Here is a 19,006-nt window from a genome sequence, read left to right on the forward strand (position 1 = left end):
GGCTGCGGCTCGGCGACGCGCTCGTCCCGGTGTTCGCCGCGCTGGCGTTCCTCTACCTGCTGGTGCCGATCGCCTACACCGTCGCGTTCTCCTTCAACGACGGCGGCAAGACGAACCTCGTGTGGCGGGGGTTCACCCTCGACGCCTGGCGGAACCCGTGCGGCGCGCCCCAGGTGTGCCAGGCGTTCGTCAACTCCCTGCAGGTCGGGGTCGTGTCGACGCTCCTCGCCACCGCGCTGGGCACGCTGCTGGCGATCGCGCTGGTCCGGTTCACCTTCCGGGGGCGGACCCTGGCCAACCTCCTCATCTTCCTGCCGATGTCCACCCCCGAGGTCGTCCTCGGGGCGGCCCTGCTGGCGCAGTTCCTCACGGTCCGCGTGCCGCTGGGCTTCTGGACCGTGGTGGCGGCCCACGTCATGTTCTGCGTGAGCTTCGTGGTGGTGACCGTCAAGGCACGGGTGGCGGGCCTCGACCCGGCGCTGGAGGAGGCGGGCGCGGACCTGTACGGCAGCCCCTGGCAGGTGTTCTGGCGCGTGACGTTCCCGCTGCTGCTGCCGGGCATCGCGGCCGCGGCGCTGCTCGCGTTCAGCCTCAGCTTCGACGACTTCATCGTCACGAACTTCACGTCGGGCTCGTTCGACACCTTCCCGAAGTTCGTCTACGTCTCGGCGACCCGGGGGATACCGCCGCAGGCGAACGTCATCGGGTCCTTCATGTTCGTGCTCGCCCTGGTGCTCGTCCTCGCCGTGCAGGTCGTCGGTGCGGCCCGCGCCCGGCGGCGACGCGCCGCCTGACCGGCGCGAGCGGTGCAGGACGGTGCGCGACGGTCGCGCACCGTGGTGGTGGGAGGGGTCGTCGTGCGGGTGCTCGTGGTCGGCAGCGGGGGCGTCGGGGACGCGGTGGCGCGCATCGCGGCGCGGCGGGACTTCTTCGAGGCGATGGTCGTCGCGGACGTCGACGTCGCCCGCGCGGAGAAGACGGTGGCCGCGGCGCGGGAGCACGACGTGGGCGCCGACCGGTTCGACGCCGCGGCCGTCGACGCGTCCTCGGCCGGGGCGGTCGCCGCGGCGGTGCGCGAGCACCGCGCCACGCACGTGCTCAACGCCGTGGACCCGCGGTTCGTCCTGCCGATCTTCGAGGGAGCCCTGGCCGCCGGTGCGGACTACCTCGACATGGCGATGTCCCTGTCGACGCCGCACCCCGAGCGACCGTACGAGCTGCCCGGGACGAAGCTGGGCGACGAGCAGCTCGCGCAGGACGGACGGTGGCGGGACGCCGGCCGCCTGGCGCTGCTCGGCATCGGGGTCGAGCCGGGCCTCTCGGACGTCTTCGCCCGGTACGCCGCGGACCACCTGTTCTCCGCCATCGACGAGCTCGGGGTGCGCGACGGGGCGAACCTCGTCGTGCGCGGCGAGGACGGCGAGCCCGTGTTCGCCCCGTCCTTCTCCATCTGGACGACGATCGAGGAGTGCCTCAACCCGCCGGTCATCTTCTCCGCGGACCGGGCCGAGGCGGCCGGCAGCAGGGAGGCCGGCTGGTACACGGTGCCGCCGTTCCACGAGCCGGAGGTCTTCGACTTCCCGGCGCCCATCGGGCCGGTGGAGTGCGTGCACGTCGAGCACGAGGAGGTGCTCCTCATGCCGCGGTGGCTCGACGCGCGGCGGGTCACCTTCAAGTACGGGCTGGGCGAGGAGTTCATCGGCGTCCTGCGCACGCTGCACACGCTCGGCCTGGACCGCACGGCGCCCGTGCGGGTGCGCGGCGTGGAGGTGAGCCCGCGCGACGTCGTCGCGGCCGTGCTGCCCGACCCCGCCACGATCGGCCCACGGATGGAGGGCGCCACCTGCGCGGGTCTCCTCGTCACGGGCACGAACACCGACGGCCGCCCGCGGGAGGTGTACCTCCACCACGTCGTGGACAACGCGTGGTCGATGGCCGAGTACGGGGCGCAGTGCGTCGTGTGGCAGACCGCGGTCAACCCCGTGGTCGCGCTCGAGCTCCTGGCCGCCGGCACGTGGTCCGGCTCCGGGGTCCTGGGTCCCGAGGCCTTCGACGCCGTGCCCTTCCTCGACCTGCTGGCCGCGCCGGCGCCCCAGGGGTACGGCTCGCCGTGGGGGATGCAGGAGCGGACGCCGGCGGGCGCACAGGCCTCCGGGGCACCGGCTCGACAGGCGTCCACCTGACGCACGTCCACCCGACGGGCGCCGGCCGGTCCGGCGCCCGTCAGGCGGTGAGCGCCCCCGCGGCCGCGGCGAAGGCCTCCGTGTGCCGGTCGACGTCCGCGTCCGTCGTCGCCGGGCACATGAGCGCCATGTTGTGGAACGGCGTGAGCAGCAGGCCGCGGTTGAGCGCGTGCAGGTGCAGGAGCTGCTGGAGCGGGAAGTCGTCCTCAGCGGCCGCCTCGGCGCCGTGCCGCGGCGGCACCGGGGCGAACGCGTACTCGGCCCGGGCGCCGAGCCGGGTCACGTGCCACGGCAGGCCCGCGTCGTCGAGCACCGCCTGCACCCCGTCCGCCCAGCGGTCCGCGCGCGCGGTCATCCCCGCGAAGGCCGCCGGCGTGAGCACCTCCGTGAGCGTGGCCCGCGCGGCCGCCGTCGACAGCGCGTTGCCGGCGAGCGTGCCGCCCACCCCGCCCACGTCGATGTCCTCCAGCTCGACGCGGTGCTCGATCGCGGACGCCAGCTCGGGCACCAGCCCGAAGGCCGCCACGGGCACGCCGCCGCCGATGGTCTTGCCGACCACGACGACGTCGGGCTCGAGCGCCCACGCCGCGGTGCATCCGCCCGGGCCCGCGCACAGCGTGTGCGTCTCGTCGACGACCCACCACGCGCCGGCGGCGCGGGTGAGCGCCCGGACCGCGTCGAGGTACCCGGGTTCGGGCAGGACGATCCCGATGTTCGTCAACGCCGGCTCCATGAGGACCGCGGCGACGTCACCGCCGTCGAGCGCCGCCCGCAGGGCGTCGACGTCGTTGAACGGCACGACGAGCGTCGTCAGCGACGGTGGCACGGGGGCGCCGATGCTGCCGCGGCGCTCCACGACGCGCCCCGCGGGGTCCAGGGTGGCGAACGCCTCGTCGACGGTGCCGTGGTAGCAGAAGTCCATGACGACGACCTTCGTCCGGCCCGTGAGGTGCCGGGCGTAGCGCAGGACGTGCCGGTTGGCGTCCGTGGCCGTGAGCGTCAGCTGCCAGCGGGACACCCGCGACGGCCCGGCGCCGAAGCGCGCGGTGAGCTCCGCGCCGACGGCCGCGGCGTCGGGCGTCGGCAGCATCGCGGTGAGCCCCCGCGCCGCCTGGCGCGCGACGGCGGCGACCGTGGCGGCGGGTGCGTGCCCGCACATCGCGCCCGTGTCGCCCAGGCAGAGGTCGACGTGCTCGACCCCGTCGAGGCAGGTGAAGTGCGCGCCCGCGGCCTCCCGGACGACCGGCGGGAAGGGCCCCGGCCACTTCGCCATCCACGACATGGGCACCCCGTAGGTGAGGTGCTCGCGGGCGGTCGTCGCCTCCGCCGCGCACGCCGGGTGCGCGGCGACGAAGGCCGCCGTCTCGGCCGCCGTGAGCGCCGCGACCCGGGCCGGGTCGACCGTGGCGCTCACGCGTCCCGCCCCCCGCCGACCGCCGGACCCGGACGGGACCCGGCGAGGGTCGTCGCGCTCGCCTCGCCCGGCGCAGGGGGCGGCTCCTGCCCCCGCAGCGCGGCGACGAGCACGTCCAGCGCGTCGTCGAGCAGGGCGGGGTCGATCACGAGCGGCGGGAGCAGCCGGACCACGTTGCCCCACGTCCCGCAGGTGAGGACGATGACGCCCGCGGCGGCGCACGCCGCCGCGACCCGCGCCGCCGCCGCACGGTCCGGCACGAGGCCGTCCCCGGGCTCGACGAGCTCGACGGCGAGCATCGCCCCGCGCCCGCGCACCTCCGCCACCCCCGGCACCGTGCCGACGAGCGGCTCGAGCCGGCCGCGCACCTGCGCCTCGATCCGGCGCGCGGCGGCGGCCAGGTCGTCGCGCTCGTACACCTCGATCGCGGCGAGAGCGGCGGCGCACGCGACGGGGTTGCCGCCGTACGTCCCGCCGAGGCCGCCGGGGTGCACGGCGTCCATGAGCTCGGCCCGGCCCGTCGCGGCCGCCAGCGGCAGACCCCCGGCGATCCCCTTGGCCGTGGTGACGAGGTCCGGCACCACGCCCTCGTGCTCCAGGGCGAACATCGCCCCGGTCCGCGCGAAGCCCGTCTGCACCTCGTCGGCGACCAGGACGACGCCGTGCTCGGCGCACCAGCGCGCGAGCGCCGGCCAGAAGCCGGGCGCCGGCACGACGAAGCCCCCCTCGCCGAGCACGGGCTCGGCGACGAGCGCCGCCACCCGGTCCGCGCCCACCTGCCGCGTGGCGACGTCGACGAGGCGCGCCGCGGCCTCCTCGCCCGTCATGCCGACGGGGTCCCGCAGCGGGTAGGAGGCCGGGACGCGGTACACCTCGCCGGCGAAGGGCCCGAACCCGGCCTTGTAGGGCATCGCCCGCGCCGTCATCGCCATCGTGAGGTTCGTGCGCCCGTGGTAGGCGTGGTCCAGGACGAGCACGGCGTCCCGACCCGTGGCGCGTCGGGCGACCTTGACCGCGTTCTCGACCGCCTCGGCGCCCGAGGTGACGAGCACGCTGCGCTTGGCGTGGTCCCCGGGGGTCAGTCGGGCCAGCGCCTCGGCGACGGCGACGTACGGCTCGTAGGGCGTCACCATGAAGCAGGTGTGGGTGAAGGCCGCCGCCTGGGCGGCGACGGCGGCGACCACGTCCGGGTGGCTGACGCCGACCGAGGTCACGGCGATCCCCGCGCCCAGGTCCACGAGCCGGTTGCCGTCCACGTCCTCGACGACACCGCCGCCGGCGCGGGCGGCCCACACGGGGACCGCCGAGCCGACCGCGGGCGGGACCACCTGCGCACGCCGGGCGGTCAGGGCCAGCGAGCGCGGGCCCGGGACGGCCGTGCGGAGGAGGCGGGACTGCTCGAGCGGCGCGTCGCCGTCGACGTCGGGGACGGCTGGTGGTGCGGAAATCGCGGTCACGGCAGCACGGTAGTGCGCGGACGTGCTGCCCGGAAGGTCTGCACCGACGGATGTCGTCGTCGGGACGCGCAGCACCCCCGTCACCCGGCCGCAGTGCCCAGCGGGGACCCAGCCACCGGCGCGATGATGTCCCGCGTCGACCCCGGCCGCGGGTCGCCGGGGTCGGGGACGAGGGGTCGCATGGCGTACGTGGTCGGGGTGCTCGTCGTGGTCGTGGTGCTGCTCGCCTCGATCGCGCTGCACGAGGTCGGGCACCTGGTGCCGGCCAAGCGGTTCGGCGTGCGCGTCAGCCAGTACATGGTCGGGTTCGGGCCGACGCTGTGGTCGCGGACGCGCGGCGAGACCGAGTACGGGCTCAAGGCGGTCCCGCTCGGCGGCTACGTCCGGCTGGTCGGCATGTACCCCACCGCCGCGGCCGTGGGCGACCCGCCGACGCGCTCCGCCTGGGGACGGCTCGCCGCCGAGGCGCGGGAGGCCTCGGCCGACGAGATCCGGCCCGGCGAGGACCACCGCGCCTTCTACCGGCTGTCGACGCCGAAGAAGCTCGTCGTCATGCTCGGCGGACCGGTGATGAACCTGCTCATCGCGGCCGTCCTCCTGGCCGTCGTGTACGTCGGCATCGGCGTGCCGGCGGCCTCGACCACCGTCGCCACGGTGTCCTCCTGTGTCCTGCCCGCCGACGCGGCGGCAGACGCCGCGTGCACCGACGACGACCCCGTCGCCCCCGCGGCCGCGGCGGGCGTGCGGCCGGGCGACACGGTCGTCGCCTACGACGGGCAGGACGTCACGTCCTGGGACCAGCTGTCCGGGCTCATCCAGGCCAGCGGCGGTGAGGCGGACGTGCCCCTCGTCGTCGAGCGGGACGGGCGGCGCGTGACGCTCGCCGTCACGCCGGTCGTCGCCGAGCGTACGCTCGTCGCCGACGACGGCTCGACGCGGACGGCGCAGGTGGGCTACCTCGGCGTCGGGCCGACCCAGGTCACCGAGCGCGTGGGCGTGGGGGCGGTCCCCGGGCTGGTGGGGGAGCGCACGTGGGGGACGGTCAGCGTCGTCGCGACGCTCCCGGCCAGCGTCGTCGACCTCGTCCGCGTGACCGTCACCGGCGAGGAGCGTGACGCGACGAGCGTCGTCGGGCCCGTCGGCATCGGCCGCTTCGCCGGCGAGATCGCCTCCGCCGACGGGGCGGGCGTCGACGACGGCCTCAAGGTGGCCTCCCTGCTCGACCTCATGGCCAGCCTCAACATCGCCCTGTTCGTCTTCAACCTCGTCCCGCTGCCGCCGCTCGACGGCGGTCACGTGGCGGCGGCCCTGTGGGAGGGCGCACGCCGGCAGGTCGCGCGCGTGCGGGGCCTGCCGCGGCCGCGGCCCTTCGACACCGCGCGGCTCGTCCCGCTGGCCTACTCCGTCTTCGTGGTGCTCGGCGGCGTCGGCCTGCTCCTGGCCTGGGCGGACCTGGTCAACCCCGTGCGCCTCGGGTGACGACGGCCGGCGACGTCGGACGACGGCCGCCGACGCCCGGCACTGTGCCGGCACTGTGCCGGCGCTGAGACGACCGTCACCCGCACGCGCCGGGCGGGCGCCCCGCGGCGGGTGCCGCCGCGGGGCGGTGGGATGATGGCCGCGTGAGCACTCCGATCAGCCTCGGCATGCCGGAGGCACCCGCGCCCGTCCTGGCCCCCCGCCGCCCGACCCGCAGGATCCGGGTGGGCAAGGTCGAGGTGGGCGGTGGCGCCCCCATCAGCGTCCAGTCGATGTGCACCACGCCCACGACGGACGTGAACGCGACCCTCCAGCAGATCGCCGAGCTGACGGCCGCCGGCTGCGACATCGTCCGCGTCGCGGTGCCGAGCCAGGACGACGCCGACGCGCTGCCGGCCATCGCGCGCAAGAGCCAGATCCCCGTCATCGCGGACATCCACTTCCAGCCGAAGTACGTGTTCGCAGCCATCGACGCCGGCTGCGCGGCGGTGCGGGTGAACCCCGGCAACATCCGCAAGTTCGACGACCAGGTCAAGGAGATCGCGCGCGCCGCGACCGACGCGGGCTGCTCCATCCGCATCGGCGTCAACGCCGGCTCCCTCGACCCGCGGCTGCTGGCCAAGTACGGGAAGGCCACGCCGGAGGCGCTCGTCGAGTCGGCGGTGTGGGAGGCCTCGCTCTTCGAGGAGCACGGCTTCCACGACTTCAAGATCTCGGTCAAGCACAACGACCCCGTCGTCATGGTGCGCGCCTACGAGCTGCTGTCGGAGCGGGGCGACTGGCCCCTGCACCTCGGCGTGACCGAGGCCGGGCCGGCCTTCCAGGGGACCATCAAGTCCGCGACGGCCTTCGGCGCCCTGCTGAGCAAGGGCATCGGCGACACCATCCGCGTCTCCCTGTCGGCGCCGCCGGTGGAGGAGGTCAAGGTGGGCATCCAGATCCTGCAGTCGCTCAACCTGCGGCCGCGGAAGCTGGAGATCGTCTCCTGTCCCTCGTGCGGACGCGCGCAGGTCGACGTGTACTCCCTGGCGGAGAAGGTGACCGCCGGGCTGGAGGGCATGGAGGTGCCGCTGCGCGTGGCCGTCATGGGCTGCGTCGTCAACGGCCCGGGGGAGGCCCGCGAGGCCGACCTCGGCGTCGCGTCGGGCAACGGCAAGGGGCAGATCTTCGTCAAGGGCGAGGTCGTCAAGACGGTCCCGGAGTCGAAGATCGTCGAGACCCTCGTCGAGGAGGCCATGCGCCTCGCGGAGGACATGGAGCCCGCCGACGAGGGGTCCGGCCGGCCCGTCGTCACCGTCGGCTGACGGGTCGGGGGTCCTGCGTGCCCCGTCGGGCCGTCCCTCGTGCCGTCGGGCATGATGCCGTCATGACGCCCACACGCGGGTCGCTGCTGTCGAAGCGCTCGGGTGCGCGCGAGCTGGGCGACGAGGACGTGGCCGCAGCCCTGGCCGTCTGCCGGCGCGACCCGGTGGCCTCCGTGCTCGCCACGACCCGGCTCGAGGACGCCGCGCAGCGCGGGCTGCGCGCCGCGGGCGGACGGCTGTGGGGCTTCATCCGCGACGACGCGCTCGTCGGGATCTGCTGGGTGGGTGCGAACCTCGTGCCCGTGCTGCCCGCCGGCGACGAGGAGGCGGTCGAGGCCGTGGCCCGGCTCGCCCGGGCGCACGGCCGTTGGTACTCCTCGGTCGTCGGCCCGGCCGAGGTCGTCTTGCCGCTGTGGGCGCGGCTCGAGGAGGAGTGGCGGGCGCGGGAGGTGCGCCCCGACCAGCCCTCGATGGCGATCGCCGGCGAGCCCCTCGTCGCTCCCGACACGCAGGTGCGGCCGTCCCGGCCCGCGGAGTACGGGGTGGTCCTGCCGGCGTGCGTGCGCATGTTCACGGAGGAGGTCGGCTACTCGCCCGTCAGCGGGCCGGCCGGACCGTACGAGCAGCGCGTGCGGACCCTCGTCGAGCGGGGCCGGTCGTACGTGCGGATCACGCACGACGCCGCCGCGGAGCCGCGGGTGGTGTTCAAGGCGGAGATCGGCGCGGTGGGCGGCGGCGTCGCACAGGTGCAGGGCGTGTGGGTCGACCCGCAGGACCGGGGCCGGCACCTGTCGGAGCCCGGCATGGCGGCCGTCGTGCGGCTGGCCCGCGAGCGGTGGGCACCCACGGTGTCCCTCTACGTCAACGCCTACAACCACCGGGCGGTCGCGGCCTACGAGCGCGTCGGGTTCCGGCAGGTCGGCACGTACGCGACCGTCCTGTTCTGACGGCGGGCCCGTTCGGACCGCCGGCCCGTCCTGCCGGCCGCCGGGGGCGGGGTGGCCCTCAGCGCAGCAGCCGGGACAGCCGTCGGTCGGCGAGGGGCTGACCACCGGTCTGGCACGTCGGGCAGTACTGGAGGCTGCGGTCGGCGAAGGACACCTCGTGCACGGTGTCGCCGCACGGCACGCCGTCCCAGCCCGGGCACGGCTCGCCCGTGCGGCCGTGCACCCGCATGCCCCGGCGCTTGGCGTCCTTGAGCTCGGCCGCCGGGCGGCCGGCCGCGGCGGCGACCGCCTCGGTGAGCACGCCGACGGTGGCCGCGTGCAGCCGGGCCGTGCGCGCGGCGTCGAAGCCCTTGGTGGGCGCGAAGGGGCTGGTCCGGGCGGCGTGCAGGATCTCGTCGGAGTAGGCGTTGCCGATGCCGGCGATGGTGCCCTGGTCGCGCAGCAGCCCTTTCACCTGCTGGTTGCGCACCGCCAGGAGCGCGGACAGCCGCTCGGCCGTGAACTCCGGCGACAGCGGCTCGACGCCCAGCGTGGCGATCGGGCCGATCGACGTCGGGTCGGCGACGACGTGCACCGCGAGGCGCTTCTTCGTGCCCGCCTCGGTGAGGTCGAAGCCGGACCCGTCGTCGAACCCCACGCGCAGCGCGATCGGGGAGCGGCCCGGCCGGACCGGCGTCGCCGGCAGGCGCTCCGACCAGCGCACCCAGCCGCCGCGGGACAGGTGCCACACGAGGTGCAGGTCGTCCTCCTGCGGCGCCGAGGCGACGAGGTCGAGCCACTTGCCGTGCCGCCGCACGTCCGTGACCGTCCGGCCGACGAGCGCGTCGGGCGGGGGCGCGAAGGTCTTCAGCGCGCTGATGGCGCCCACGGCGACGGCGGTGACGCTCCGGCCGCCGGCGCGCCCCCGCAGGAACTGCGCCAGCGCCTCGACCTCGGGCAGCTCCGGCATGGGGCCATCGTGGCACCCCGGCAGCTCCCGGCACCCCGGGGGCGCCCGCGGCGACGCGCGCGCCGCCCACTAGGCTCGCGCCCATGCTCCTGCGCCTGTCCACGCTGTTCGTCCGCACCCTGCGCGAGGACCCCGCCGACGCCGAGGTGGCCAGCCACCGCCTGCTGGTCCGCGCCGGGTACATCCGCCGCGCCGCGCCCGGCATCTACACGTGGCTGCCGCTGGGCCTGCGGGTGCTGGCGAAGGTCGAGGCCGTCGTCCGCGAGGAGATGGCCGCGGCCGGCGCGCAGGAGGTGCACTTCCCGGCGCTGCTGCCGCGCGAGCCCTACGAGGCGACGGGCCGCTGGACGGAGTACGGGCCGAACCTCTTCCGGCTGCGGGACCGCCGCGGGGGGGACTACCTGCTCGCGCCCACGCACGAGGAGATGTTCACGCTCCTGGTCAAGGACCTGTACTCCTCGTACAAGGACCTGCCGCTGACGCTCTTCCAGATCCAGACGAAGTACCGCGACGAGGCGCGGCCGCGCGCCGGGCTCATCCGCGGCCGCGAGTTCGTCATGAAGGACGCGTACTCCTTCGACGTCGACGAGGCCGGGCTCGAGGCCAGCTACGCGGCCCAGCGGGCCGCCTACCAGCGCGTCTTCACGCGCCTGGGCCTCGAGCACGTCGTCGTCGCGGCCACCTCGGGCGCCATGGGCGGGTCGCGGTCGGAGGAGTTCCTCTACCCGACGTCGATCGGCGAGGACACCTTCGTGCGCTCGCCCGGCGGCTACGCCGCGAACGTCGAGGCCGTCACCACGGTCGTGCCGCCCGCCCTCGACTGGTCGGACGCCCCCGCCGCGCACGTCGAGGACACGCCGGGGACGCCGACCATCGAGTCGCTCGTCGCGCTGGCCAACGAGCGGTTCCCGCGCCCGGACCGGGCCTGGACCGCGGCGGACACGCTGAAGAACGTCGTCGTCGCGGTCGTCGCGCCGACGGGGGAGCGGGAGGTGCTCGTCGTGGGCCTGCCGGGCGACCGGGAGGTGGACCTCAAGCGGCTCGAGGCCGGGGTCGCGCCGGCCGAGGTGGAGACGGCCGGCGACGCCGACTTCGCGGCGCACCCCGAGCTCGTCAAGGGCTACATCGGGCCCGGGGCGCTCGGTCCCAACGCCCCCGTCGCCGAGGGGGCGGAGCGCACCGCCGTCCGGTACCTCCTGGACCCGCGCGTGGTGCCCGGGACGCGGTGGATCACGGGCGCCGACGCCCCCGGCCGGCACGTCTTCGACCTCGTGGCGGGGCGGGACTTCACCGCGGACGGCACGGTCGAGGCCGCGGAGGTGCGGGCGGGCGACGAGGCGCCGGACGGCTCCGGCCCGCTCGAGCTGGCCCGCGGCATCGAGATCGGTCACATCTTCCAGCTCGGCCGTAAGTACGCGCAGGCGCTGGGGCTGACCGTGCTGGACCAGAACGGCAAGGCCGTGACGGTCACGATGGGCTCCTACGGCATCGGTGTGACGCGCGCCGTGGCCGCCCTGGCGGAGGGCAACCACGACGAGAAGGGGCTGGCCTGGCCCGCCCACGTCGCGCCGGCGCACGTGCACGTCGTCGCCACGGGCAAGGACGCGTCCGTGCTCGAGGCCGCCGAGGCGCTCGCGCTCGAGCTGTCCGGGCGCGGCGTCGAGGTGCTGCTCGACGACCGGCCGAAGGTGTCGCCCGGCGTGAAGTTCGCCGACGCCGAGCTGTTCGGCATCCCGCTGGTCGTCGTCGTCGGCCGCGGGCTGGCCGACGGGCTCGTCGAGGTGCGGCCCCGCACGGGCGGCGACGCGGAGCAGGTGCCGGTGGCGGAGGCGGCGGACCGCGTGGCGGCGCGCGTCGCGAGGCTGCTGGCCGGCTGAGGCGACGCGGGCGGGCCGTGGCCGGCGCTCGACCCCGGCCGGCTCGGGGAGGCCGGGATCAGCCCAGGTCGGGCCGGCCCGGGAACGACGTCGGCGGCGCCCCCCAGGCGGCCGCGGCGTCGGTCGCGGCGCGGAGGCGCTCGAGAGGCTCGGGCCGGGCGGCTGGTCGGTCGGCCCGCGCGAGCGCGGCGGCGTACGCGGCCGCCACGCCGCCCTCCGCGTCCCGGGCGACGGCCTGGGCGACCGCGGCGTCCTCCACGTCGGCCGGCAGGGCGTAGGCGACCCGCCGGGGGTCCTGCGCGGTCCCCGCGACCTCGGCCGCGCGGGCCCACGCCTCCGCGCGGTCCCGGTGCACCCGGGCGTCGGCGAGCGCGCGGGCCCGCTCGTCGCCGCCGAGGACGGCGGCCACGACCTCCAGCGCGTACCCCGCGGCGTCCTCGGCGCGCGCGAGGGCGACGGCGTCGGCGTCCCGCACGCCGGCGGCGGCCGCGGGGCCCGGCGTGGTCGCCGGGTCGGGCCCGACCGTCGAGGCGGGCGTCGGCGCGGTGTCGGGGGTGGGGGTCGGCGAGGGCGTGGCGCCGCGGACGGGCAGCACCCAGGACGGCTCGGGTGCGCCCGCCGCGGCGGCCAGCGCGCGGGCGCTCGACCACCGCGACACCGCGACGGACGCGACGAGGCCGGCCAGACCGCCGTCGGGCACGTCGAGCGCGTCGGCGCCCGCGGTCCCCGCCGCGGTCGCCAGCAGGGAGACGACGTCGGCCGGTGACGGGGTGGGCGCGGCGGTGCTCGTCGTGCCAGCCGTCCCGCCGTCCGTCGTGCCGGTCGGTGCGGGCGACGGGCCCCCCGTGGCGCCCGTCGCCGGCGATGCGTCCCCCCCGAGCGCCGACACGTGCGCGGCCGCGGCCCCCACCACCTGCGCGAGCGCCGCGCGCAGCGGTTCCTCCGCGGCGAGGGCGGCGACGGCGGGCGCGGCGGCCGCGGCCGTGGCGGTCCCGGCGAGCGCGCGCGCGTCCGCGAGCGTGCGGGCGCGGACCGTCTCGTCGGCGGTCGGGGTGCGCGCCGGGGGAGGCGGCGTCTCCAGCCGCAGGTCGCACCCCCCGAGCAGGCCTGTCAGGAGACCGGCGAGCAGGGTCAGCACGACCACCCGGACGGGGCCGTGCCGGCCGTCGCGCCGAGCTGCACGAGGGCGCCGACCGCGCTCGTCGGCCGCACGGGAGGGCTGGTCGGGTCGCACCGTCGCGATCCTGCCACGGCCGACGGGCGGCCCGGCCGCGGGGCGGGTCCCGGTCGGCCCGGTCGGCCCGGTCGGCCCGGTCGGCCGGTCGGCGCGGACTCGTTAGGCTGGTGCCACAACGTCACAGGGTCGGAGCCGGCAGGTGCTCGCCCCCCGGCACACGCCAAGGAGGCGATCGATGGTCGCGCCAGCGCCCCCCGCCGTCCGCGAGGACCTCGACGCCGTCCTCCGCGCCGCCGGCTACGTGCTGGAGGACGTCCGGCTCACGCGCAGCGGTGCCCGCCACGTCCTGGAGGTCGTCGTCGACCTCGACGAGGCGACGCCCGGCGACCTGGACCTCGACCGTGTGGCGGAGGCGACGCGGCTCCTGTCCGAACGGCTCGACGCGCACGCCGACGCCCTGCCCGACCGGTACGACCTCGAGGTCTCGAGCCCCGGCGCCTCGCGCCCGCTGACCGAGCGCCGGCACTGGGTGCGCGCGGTCGGCCGCACCGTCCGCCTCGAGCGCACGGACGGCACCGTGCTCGTCGGGGTGCTGCGGGCCGTGGACCTGGCGGTCGGGGACCCGGGGGCGGTCGAAGAGCCGGGCACCCTCGTCGTCGTCCCCGAGGAGGACCGCGGCAAGGGCCGCCCGCCCCGCGTCGGCCCGCCGGTCGCCGTGCCGCTGGGCGACGTGCGTCGGGGCCGGGTCGAGGTCGACCTGCGGGGCCTGGGCCCCGTGGCGCCCGACGAGGAGGTGCCCGACGACGACGAGGACGACGACATCGTCGACGAGCAGGTCGACGAGCAGGTCGACGAGCAGCAGGACGAGCAGCAGGACGAGGGCGGCGGGGCCGCCCGGGGGAGGGACTGACGTGGACATCGACATGGCGGCGCTGCGGCTCCTGGAGCGCGAGCGCGAGATCCGGCTCGACGTCCTCGTCGCGGCGATCGAGGAGGCCCTGCTGTCGGCCTACCAGCGCACGCCGGACGCGCAGCCGTCGGCACGGGTGCAGGTCGACCGGTCCACCGGGCACGTGACGGTCTGGGCCCGCGAGCGCGTCCCGGCGCCGGTGGGCGAGGACGGCGAGCCGACCGGGCCCGCGTCCTTCGGGCCCGAGTACGACGACACCCCCGACGGCTTCGGCCGCATCGCCACCGCCACGGCCCGTCAGGTCATCGTGCAGCGGCTGCGCGACGCGGAGGACGACCAGGTGCTGGGCCAGTTCCGCGGCACCGAGGGCCAGGTGCTCGGCGGCGTGGTCCAGCAGGGCCGCGACCCGCGGACGGTGCTCGTCGACGTCGGCGGCACGGAGGCGGTCCTCCCGCAGCACGAGCAGGTGCCCACCGAGCGCTACGTGCACGGCGAGCGGCTGCGCGCGCTGGTCGTGCAGGTGGCGCGCGGGCCGCGCGGTGCCCAGGTGACGCTGTCGCGGACGCACCCCGCGCTCGTGCGGCAGCTGTTCGCCCTCGAGGTGCCGGAGGTCGCCGACGGCACCGTCGAGATCACGGCCCTGGCGCGCGAGGCGGGCCACCGCACGAAGATCGCGGTGAAGGCCACGGTGCCGGGCGTCAACGCCAAGGGCGCGTGCATCGGCCCGATGGGCGGCCGCGTCCGTGCCGTCATGGCGGAGCTGCAGGGCGAGAAGATCGACATCGTCGACCACTCCGACGACCCGGCGGAGATGGTGGCGCACGCGCTGTCGCCGGCCCGGGTCCTGTCGGTGACGGTCGTCGACGAGGCGACGCGCGCGGCGCGGGTCGTCGTCCCGGACTTCCAGCTCTCGCTCGCCATCGGCAAGGAGGGGCAGAACGCCCGGCTCGCGGCCAAGCTGACGGGCTGGCGGATCGACATCCGATCCGACGCGGAGCCCGACGGCGGGCCGGGTGACGAGCCCGACGAGGGGCCGGGCGACAGGCCCGGCGGCGGGTCGAGCGGCGGGTCGGGCAGTGCGTCGGGGGCCGGCGGAGCGGCCGGCACCGCGCGGTGACCCGCCGGGGTGACGCGTCCCGCAGCGGCGCGGACGCCGGACGGGGTAGACTGCCCACGGCTGGGCCGGATGCCCGGTTCCCCGCGCCCGCACCGCGGACCCCCGAACCTGCAGCGCACGTCGCGCTGCCCGTTCCGGGCCCGCAGCGGACCTGCGTGGGGTGCCGGACGACCGGCCCGAGGTCGGCCCTGCTGCGGGTCGTCGCCCCGAGGGCCGGCACCACGGATGCACCCGTGCTGCTGGTGCCCGACGAGCGGCGGCGGCTGCCGGGCAGGGGTGCCTGGCTGCACCCCGACCTGCACTGCCTCGGGCTCGCCGAACGGCGGCAGGCGTTCGGGCGGGCCCTGCGGACAGTGGGCCCGGTGGACGCCTCCGCGCTGCGCGCGCTGCTGGAGGAGGCAGGACGGCCGGATCACACCGACCCCGGGAACGGCCCGGGGCGGACGTCGGATGGGAAGCGGGTCGAGAAGCCGATGGCTGCCCGATGAGCACGCACCGATGAGTGCGCGATGAGCACCCAGCACTAACGACGGTCCACCCTGTCCCGGGCGGGCCGAGACAGGAGAGATGTGCCCAAGGTCCGCGTCTACGAGCTCGCCAAGGAGCTCGGAGTCGACAGCAAGACCCTCATGACGAAGCTCACCGAGCTCGGTGAGTTCGTCCGCTCGGCGTCCTCGACGATCGAGCCCCCGGTGGTCCGCAAGCTGCGGGACACCTACCCGGCCGGTGGCGGCGCCCCCGCTGCCGCCGCGCGTCCTGCGCCCGCCCCGGCGGCGCGCCCCGCGGCCCCCGCCGCCCCGGCCCCGGCGGCCCCCGCCGCCGCGGCGCCCTCCGCCCCGGCTCCTGCTGCGGCGGCACCGGCCCCCGCGCCCGCCGCCCCGGCGCCCGCGCCCGCCGCCCGTCCGGACGTGCCCGCACGTCCGGCGGCCGCCTCGGCCACCCCGGGTGCGCCCGCGGCGGCCCGTCCGGGCGCCCCGCGCCCGGCCGTCCCCGGCCGCCCGTCACCCGCCAACCCGACGGGCCCGGGCGCCACGGAGAACGCCCCGCAGCGGCCCGGCGCCCCGCGCCCGGGCGCCCCGCGTCCCGGCAACAACCCGTTCGCGCCCTCCCAGGGGATGGGCCGCGGCGGCGAGCGGCCGGACCGCGGCGGCGACCGCCCGGCCCCCGCGGGCGACCGCGGCGACCGTGCCGGTGGACCCCGTCCCGGCGGTCCGCGTCCGGGCAACAACCCGTTCGCGCCGTCGCAGGGCATGCCCCGTCCGGGCGAGCGCCGCGCGCCGGCCGGCGCCGGTGCGGCCGAGGCGTCCGCGGGCGACCGTCCCGGTGGGCCCCGTCCCGGTGGGCCCCGTCCCGGTGGGCCCCGTCCCGGCGGCCCCCGCCCCAACCCCGGCATGATGCCCGGCCGCACGTCCTCGGGCGTCGGCCGTCCCGGTGAGCGCCCCGCGGGTGCGGGCCGTCCCGGCGGTGCCGGCGGCGGTCGCGGCGGCTTCGGCCCCAACCGCCCGGGTGGCGGCACCGGTGGTCCTGGCGGCGGTGGCGGCTACGGCCCCGCACGTCCCGGTGGTGGCGGCCGTCCCGGCGGTGCCGGTCGCGGCTCGACGCAGGGCGCCTTCGGGCGCGCCGGCGGGCGTCCCGTCCGCGGGCGCAAGTCCAAGCGCGCGAAGCGCCAGGAGTTCGAGCAGATGCAGGCGCCGTCGCTCGGCGGCGTCAGCGTCCCCCGCGGCAACGGGCAGACGGTCGTCCGCCTGCGCCACGGCTCGTCCCTCAACGACTTCGCCGACAAGATCGACGCCAACCCGGCCTCGCTCGTCACCGTCCTGTTCCACCTCGGGGAGATGGCCACGGCCACGCAGTCCCTCGACGAGGACACGTTCGGCACGCTCGCCCAGGAGCTGGGCTACCGCATCGAGATGGTCTCGGCCGAGGAGGAGGACCGCGAGCTGCTCGGGTCCTTCGACATGGACCTGGACGCCGAGCTCGAGGCGGAGGGCGACGACGAGCTGCAGGCGCGGCCGCCGGTCGTCACCGTCATGGGTCACGTCGACCACGGCAAGACCAAGCTCCTCGACGCCATCCGCTCCACGGACGTCGTCGCGGGCGAGGCCGGCGGCATCACCCAGCACATCGGTGCCTACCAGGTGCGGGCCGAGCACGAGGGTGTCGAGCGTCCCATCACGTTCATCGACACCCCGGGCCACGAGGCGTTCACCGCCATGCGTGCCCGTGGTGCGCAGGTCACGGACATCGCGATCCTCGTGGTCGCGGCCGACGACGGCGTGATGCCCCAGACCATCGAGGCGCTCAACCACGCGCAGGCCGCCAACGTGCCGATCGTCGTGGCCGTCAACAAGGTGGACAAGGAGGGGTCGAACCCCGCCAAGATCCGCCAGCAGCTGACGGAGTACAACCTCGTGGCGGAGGAGTACGGCGGCGACACGATGTTCGTCGACGTCTCGGCCAAGCAGGGCCAGGGCATCGACAGCCTCCTCGAGGCCGTCCTCCTCACGGCGGACGCGGCGCTCGACCTGCGGGCGAACCCCGACAAGGACGCGCGCGGCGTGGCCATCGAGGCGAACCTCGACAAGGGCCGCGGTGCGGTCGCGACCGTGCTGGTCCAGTCCGGCACGCTGCGCGTCGGTGACGCGGTGGTCGCGGGCACGGCCCACGGCCGCGTGCGCGCCATGTTCGACGAGCACGGCGAGACCGTGACCGAGGCGGGCCCGGCCCGTCCGGTCCAGGTCCTCGGCCTCACGTCGGTGCCCAGCGCCGGTGACACGTTCATCGTCGCCCGCGACGACCGCACGGCCCGTCAGATCGCGGAGAAGCGCGAGGCCGCCGAGCGTGCCGCCCTCCTGGCCAAGCGCCGCAAGCGCATCAGCCTCGAGGACTTCACGCAGGCCCTCCAGCAGGGCAAGGTGGAGACGCTCAACCTGGTCCTCAAGGGCGACGTGTCCGGTGCCGTCGAGGCGCTCGAGGACGCGCTGCTCAAGATCGACGTGGGCGACGAGGTCGACCTGCGCGTCATCCACCGCGGGGTGGGTGCCATCACGCAGAACGACGTCAACCTCGCCACGGTCGACAACGCGATCATCATCGGCTTCAACGTGAAGTTCGCGGAGCGCGTGGAGGACCTGGCGGACCGCGAGGGCGTCGACGTGCGCTTCTACTCGGTCATCTACCAGGCCATCGACGACGTCGAGGCGGCCCTCAAGGGCATGCTCAAGCCGGAGTACGAGGAGGCCCAGCTCGGCACCGCCGAGGTGCGCGAGGTGTTCCGCTCCTCGCGGTTCGGCAACATCGCCGGCTCGCTGGTCCGCTCGGGCACGATCGTGCGCAACTCCAAGGCGCGCGTCACCCGCAACGGCAAGGTCGTCGGGGACAACCTGTCGATCGAGTCGCTCAAGCGGTTCAAGGACGACGCGACCGAGGTCCGCGAGGGCTTCGAGTGCGGCATCGGCCTGGGGTCGTTCAACGACCTCGAGATCGGCGACGTCATCGAGACGTGGGAGATGCGCGAGAAGCCGCGCTCCTGACGCCGGCGGCACCGACCACCGGCACCACCGGCACCACCAGCACCACCAGCACGACGGGCGGCGGCACCTGCAGACCTGCGGGTGCCGCCGCCCGGCGCGTCCCACCGCGCGCGCCCGGGACGGGCCGCGCCACGCAGAGGAGGACCCATGGCCGACACGCCGCGGGCACGCAAGATCGCCGACCGCATCCAGCAGGTCGTGGCCCAGCTGCTCGACACCCGGATCAAGGACCCGCGCCTGGGGTTCGTCACCATCACCGACGTGCGCGTGACGGGCGACCTGCAGCACGCCGACGTCTTCTACACGGTCCTCGGCGACGACGAGGCGCGCACGGGCTCGGCCGCCGCGCTCGCGAGCGCCCGGGGTCTCATCCGGTCCGAGGTCGGCAAGGCCGTGGGCATCCGGCTCACGCCCACCATCGACTTCCACCTGGACGCCGTGCCCGAGACGGCCGCACACCTCGAGTCCGCCCTCGCCGAGGCGCAGCGCCGGGACGCCGAGGTCGCTGCCCTCGCCGCCCGCGCGGCGTACGCGGGCGAGGCCGACCCCTACCGCCGGCCGGCCGACGAGGACGACGACGCAGCCGACGACGCGGCCGACGACGCGGCCGACGACGAGGACGCGACGGACCCCCGCTGAGCCCGGCCCACCCGCGTGGG

The 19,006-nt window shown here is 76.3% G+C and carries 15 protein-coding genes; 11 read left to right on the forward strand and 4 right to left on the reverse strand.

Annotated features, from left to right (window positions below):
* Nucleotides 1-2 precede the first annotated feature (2 nt).
* Both BM048_RS01860 and BM048_RS01865 read left to right on the forward strand, forming a co-directional pair.
* A complete protein-coding gene (locus BM048_RS01860; protein ID WP_090030495.1) occupies nucleotides 3-794 on the forward strand; it encodes an ABC transporter permease in 792 nt (263 codons plus the stop codon).
* Nucleotides 795-857: 63 nt separating this feature from the next.
* Nucleotides 858-2,183 (forward strand): saccharopine dehydrogenase family protein, encoded by a 1,326-nt coding sequence (locus BM048_RS01865; RefSeq protein WP_090030497.1) that lies wholly within the window; start codon nucleotides 858-860, stop codon nucleotides 2,181-2,183.
* 40 nt (nucleotides 2,184-2,223) lie between these two features.
* Here the strand turns inward: BM048_RS01865 and BM048_RS01870 are convergent, their stop codons facing one another.
* Together BM048_RS01870 and gabT are read right to left on the reverse strand one after the other, a co-directional pair.
* Nucleotides 2,224-3,597: a transaminase gene (locus BM048_RS01870; protein WP_090030156.1), complete on the reverse strand. Its 1,374-nt coding sequence runs from the start codon at nucleotides 3,595-3,597 to the stop codon at nucleotides 2,224-2,226.
* Nucleotides 3,594-5,054 carry a 4-aminobutyrate--2-oxoglutarate transaminase gene (gene gabT / locus BM048_RS01875; protein ID WP_090030158.1) on the reverse strand — a complete coding sequence of 487 codons (1,461 nt, stop codon included), beginning with the start codon at nucleotides 5,052-5,054 and terminating at the stop codon, nucleotides 3,594-3,596. Before gabT ends, BM048_RS01870 begins: the two co-directional genes overlap by 4 nt.
* 180 nt (nucleotides 5,055-5,234) lie before the next feature.
* Here gabT and BM048_RS01880 point away from each other — a divergent pair, with 180 nt between their 5' ends.
* From BM048_RS01880 to BM048_RS01890, 3 genes are all read left to right on the forward strand, one after another.
* Nucleotides 5,235-6,533 carry a M50 family metallopeptidase gene (locus BM048_RS01880; protein WP_090030160.1) on the forward strand — a complete coding sequence of 433 codons (1,299 nt, stop codon included), beginning with the start codon at nucleotides 5,235-5,237 and terminating at the stop codon, nucleotides 6,531-6,533.
* A 143-nt stretch (nucleotides 6,534-6,676) separates the two neighbouring features.
* The gene (gene ispG, locus BM048_RS01885) at nucleotides 6,677-7,837 is read left to right on the forward strand and encodes a flavodoxin-dependent (E)-4-hydroxy-3-methylbut-2-enyl-diphosphate synthase (protein ID WP_090030162.1); all 1,161 of its coding nucleotides are present in this window, start codon (nucleotides 6,677-6,679) and stop codon (nucleotides 7,835-7,837) included.
* 62 nt (nucleotides 7,838-7,899) lie between these two features.
* Complete coding sequence (locus tag BM048_RS01890; protein WP_090030164.1) at nucleotides 7,900-8,784, forward strand: GNAT family N-acetyltransferase; 885 nt, start codon at nucleotides 7,900-7,902, stop codon at nucleotides 8,782-8,784.
* Between the two features lie 58 nt (nucleotides 8,785-8,842).
* On the opposite strand, the gene BM048_RS01895 is transcribed toward BM048_RS01890, so the two are convergent.
* Entirely contained in the window at nucleotides 8,843-9,733 is an 891-nt protein-coding gene (locus tag BM048_RS01895; protein WP_090030166.1) for a DNA-formamidopyrimidine glycosylase family protein, read from the reverse strand.
* Nucleotides 9,734-9,816: 83 nt separating this feature from the next.
* Between BM048_RS01895 and BM048_RS01900 the strand changes: the two genes are divergently transcribed.
* Nucleotides 9,817-11,610, forward strand: coding sequence for a proline--tRNA ligase (locus tag BM048_RS01900; RefSeq protein ID WP_090030168.1), 1,794 nt, complete (start codon nucleotides 9,817-9,819; stop codon nucleotides 11,608-11,610).
* Between the two features lie 58 nt (nucleotides 11,611-11,668).
* On the opposite strand, the gene BM048_RS01905 is transcribed toward BM048_RS01900, so the two are convergent.
* On the reverse strand, nucleotides 11,669-12,754 hold the full coding sequence (locus BM048_RS01905; protein ID WP_139224267.1) for a DUF4439 domain-containing protein: 1,086 nt from the start codon (nucleotides 12,752-12,754) through the stop codon (nucleotides 11,669-11,671).
* A gap of 268 nt (nucleotides 12,755-13,022) precedes the next feature.
* Here BM048_RS01905 and BM048_RS01910 point away from each other — a divergent pair, with 268 nt between their 5' ends.
* From BM048_RS01910 to rbfA, 5 genes are all read left to right on the forward strand, one after another.
* Complete coding sequence (locus tag BM048_RS01910) at nucleotides 13,023-13,697, forward strand: ribosome maturation factor RimP (RefSeq protein ID WP_090030172.1); 675 nt, start codon at nucleotides 13,023-13,025, stop codon at nucleotides 13,695-13,697.
* A 1-nt stretch (nucleotide 13,698) separates the two neighbouring features.
* Entirely contained in the window at nucleotides 13,699-14,814 is a 1,116-nt protein-coding gene (nusA, locus tag BM048_RS01915; protein ID WP_090030173.1) for a transcription termination factor NusA, read from the forward strand.
* Between the two features lie 155 nt (nucleotides 14,815-14,969).
* Entirely contained in the window at nucleotides 14,970-15,302 is a 333-nt protein-coding gene (locus BM048_RS01920) for a YlxR family protein (RefSeq protein WP_342351378.1), read from the forward strand.
* A gap of 81 nt (nucleotides 15,303-15,383) precedes the next feature.
* A complete protein-coding gene (gene infB / locus BM048_RS01925; RefSeq protein WP_090030176.1) occupies nucleotides 15,384-18,347 on the forward strand; it encodes a translation initiation factor IF-2 in 2,964 nt (987 codons plus the stop codon).
* A gap of 147 nt (nucleotides 18,348-18,494) precedes the next feature.
* Nucleotides 18,495-18,986 (forward strand): 30S ribosome-binding factor RbfA, encoded by a 492-nt coding sequence (rbfA, locus tag BM048_RS01930; protein WP_090030178.1) that lies wholly within the window; start codon nucleotides 18,495-18,497, stop codon nucleotides 18,984-18,986.
* Nucleotides 18,987-19,006 lie beyond the last annotated feature (20 nt).

The organism is Cellulomonas marina (assembly GCF_900111925.1).
GTDB lineage: Bacteria > Actinomycetota > Actinomycetes > Actinomycetales > Cellulomonadaceae > Cellulomonas > Cellulomonas marina.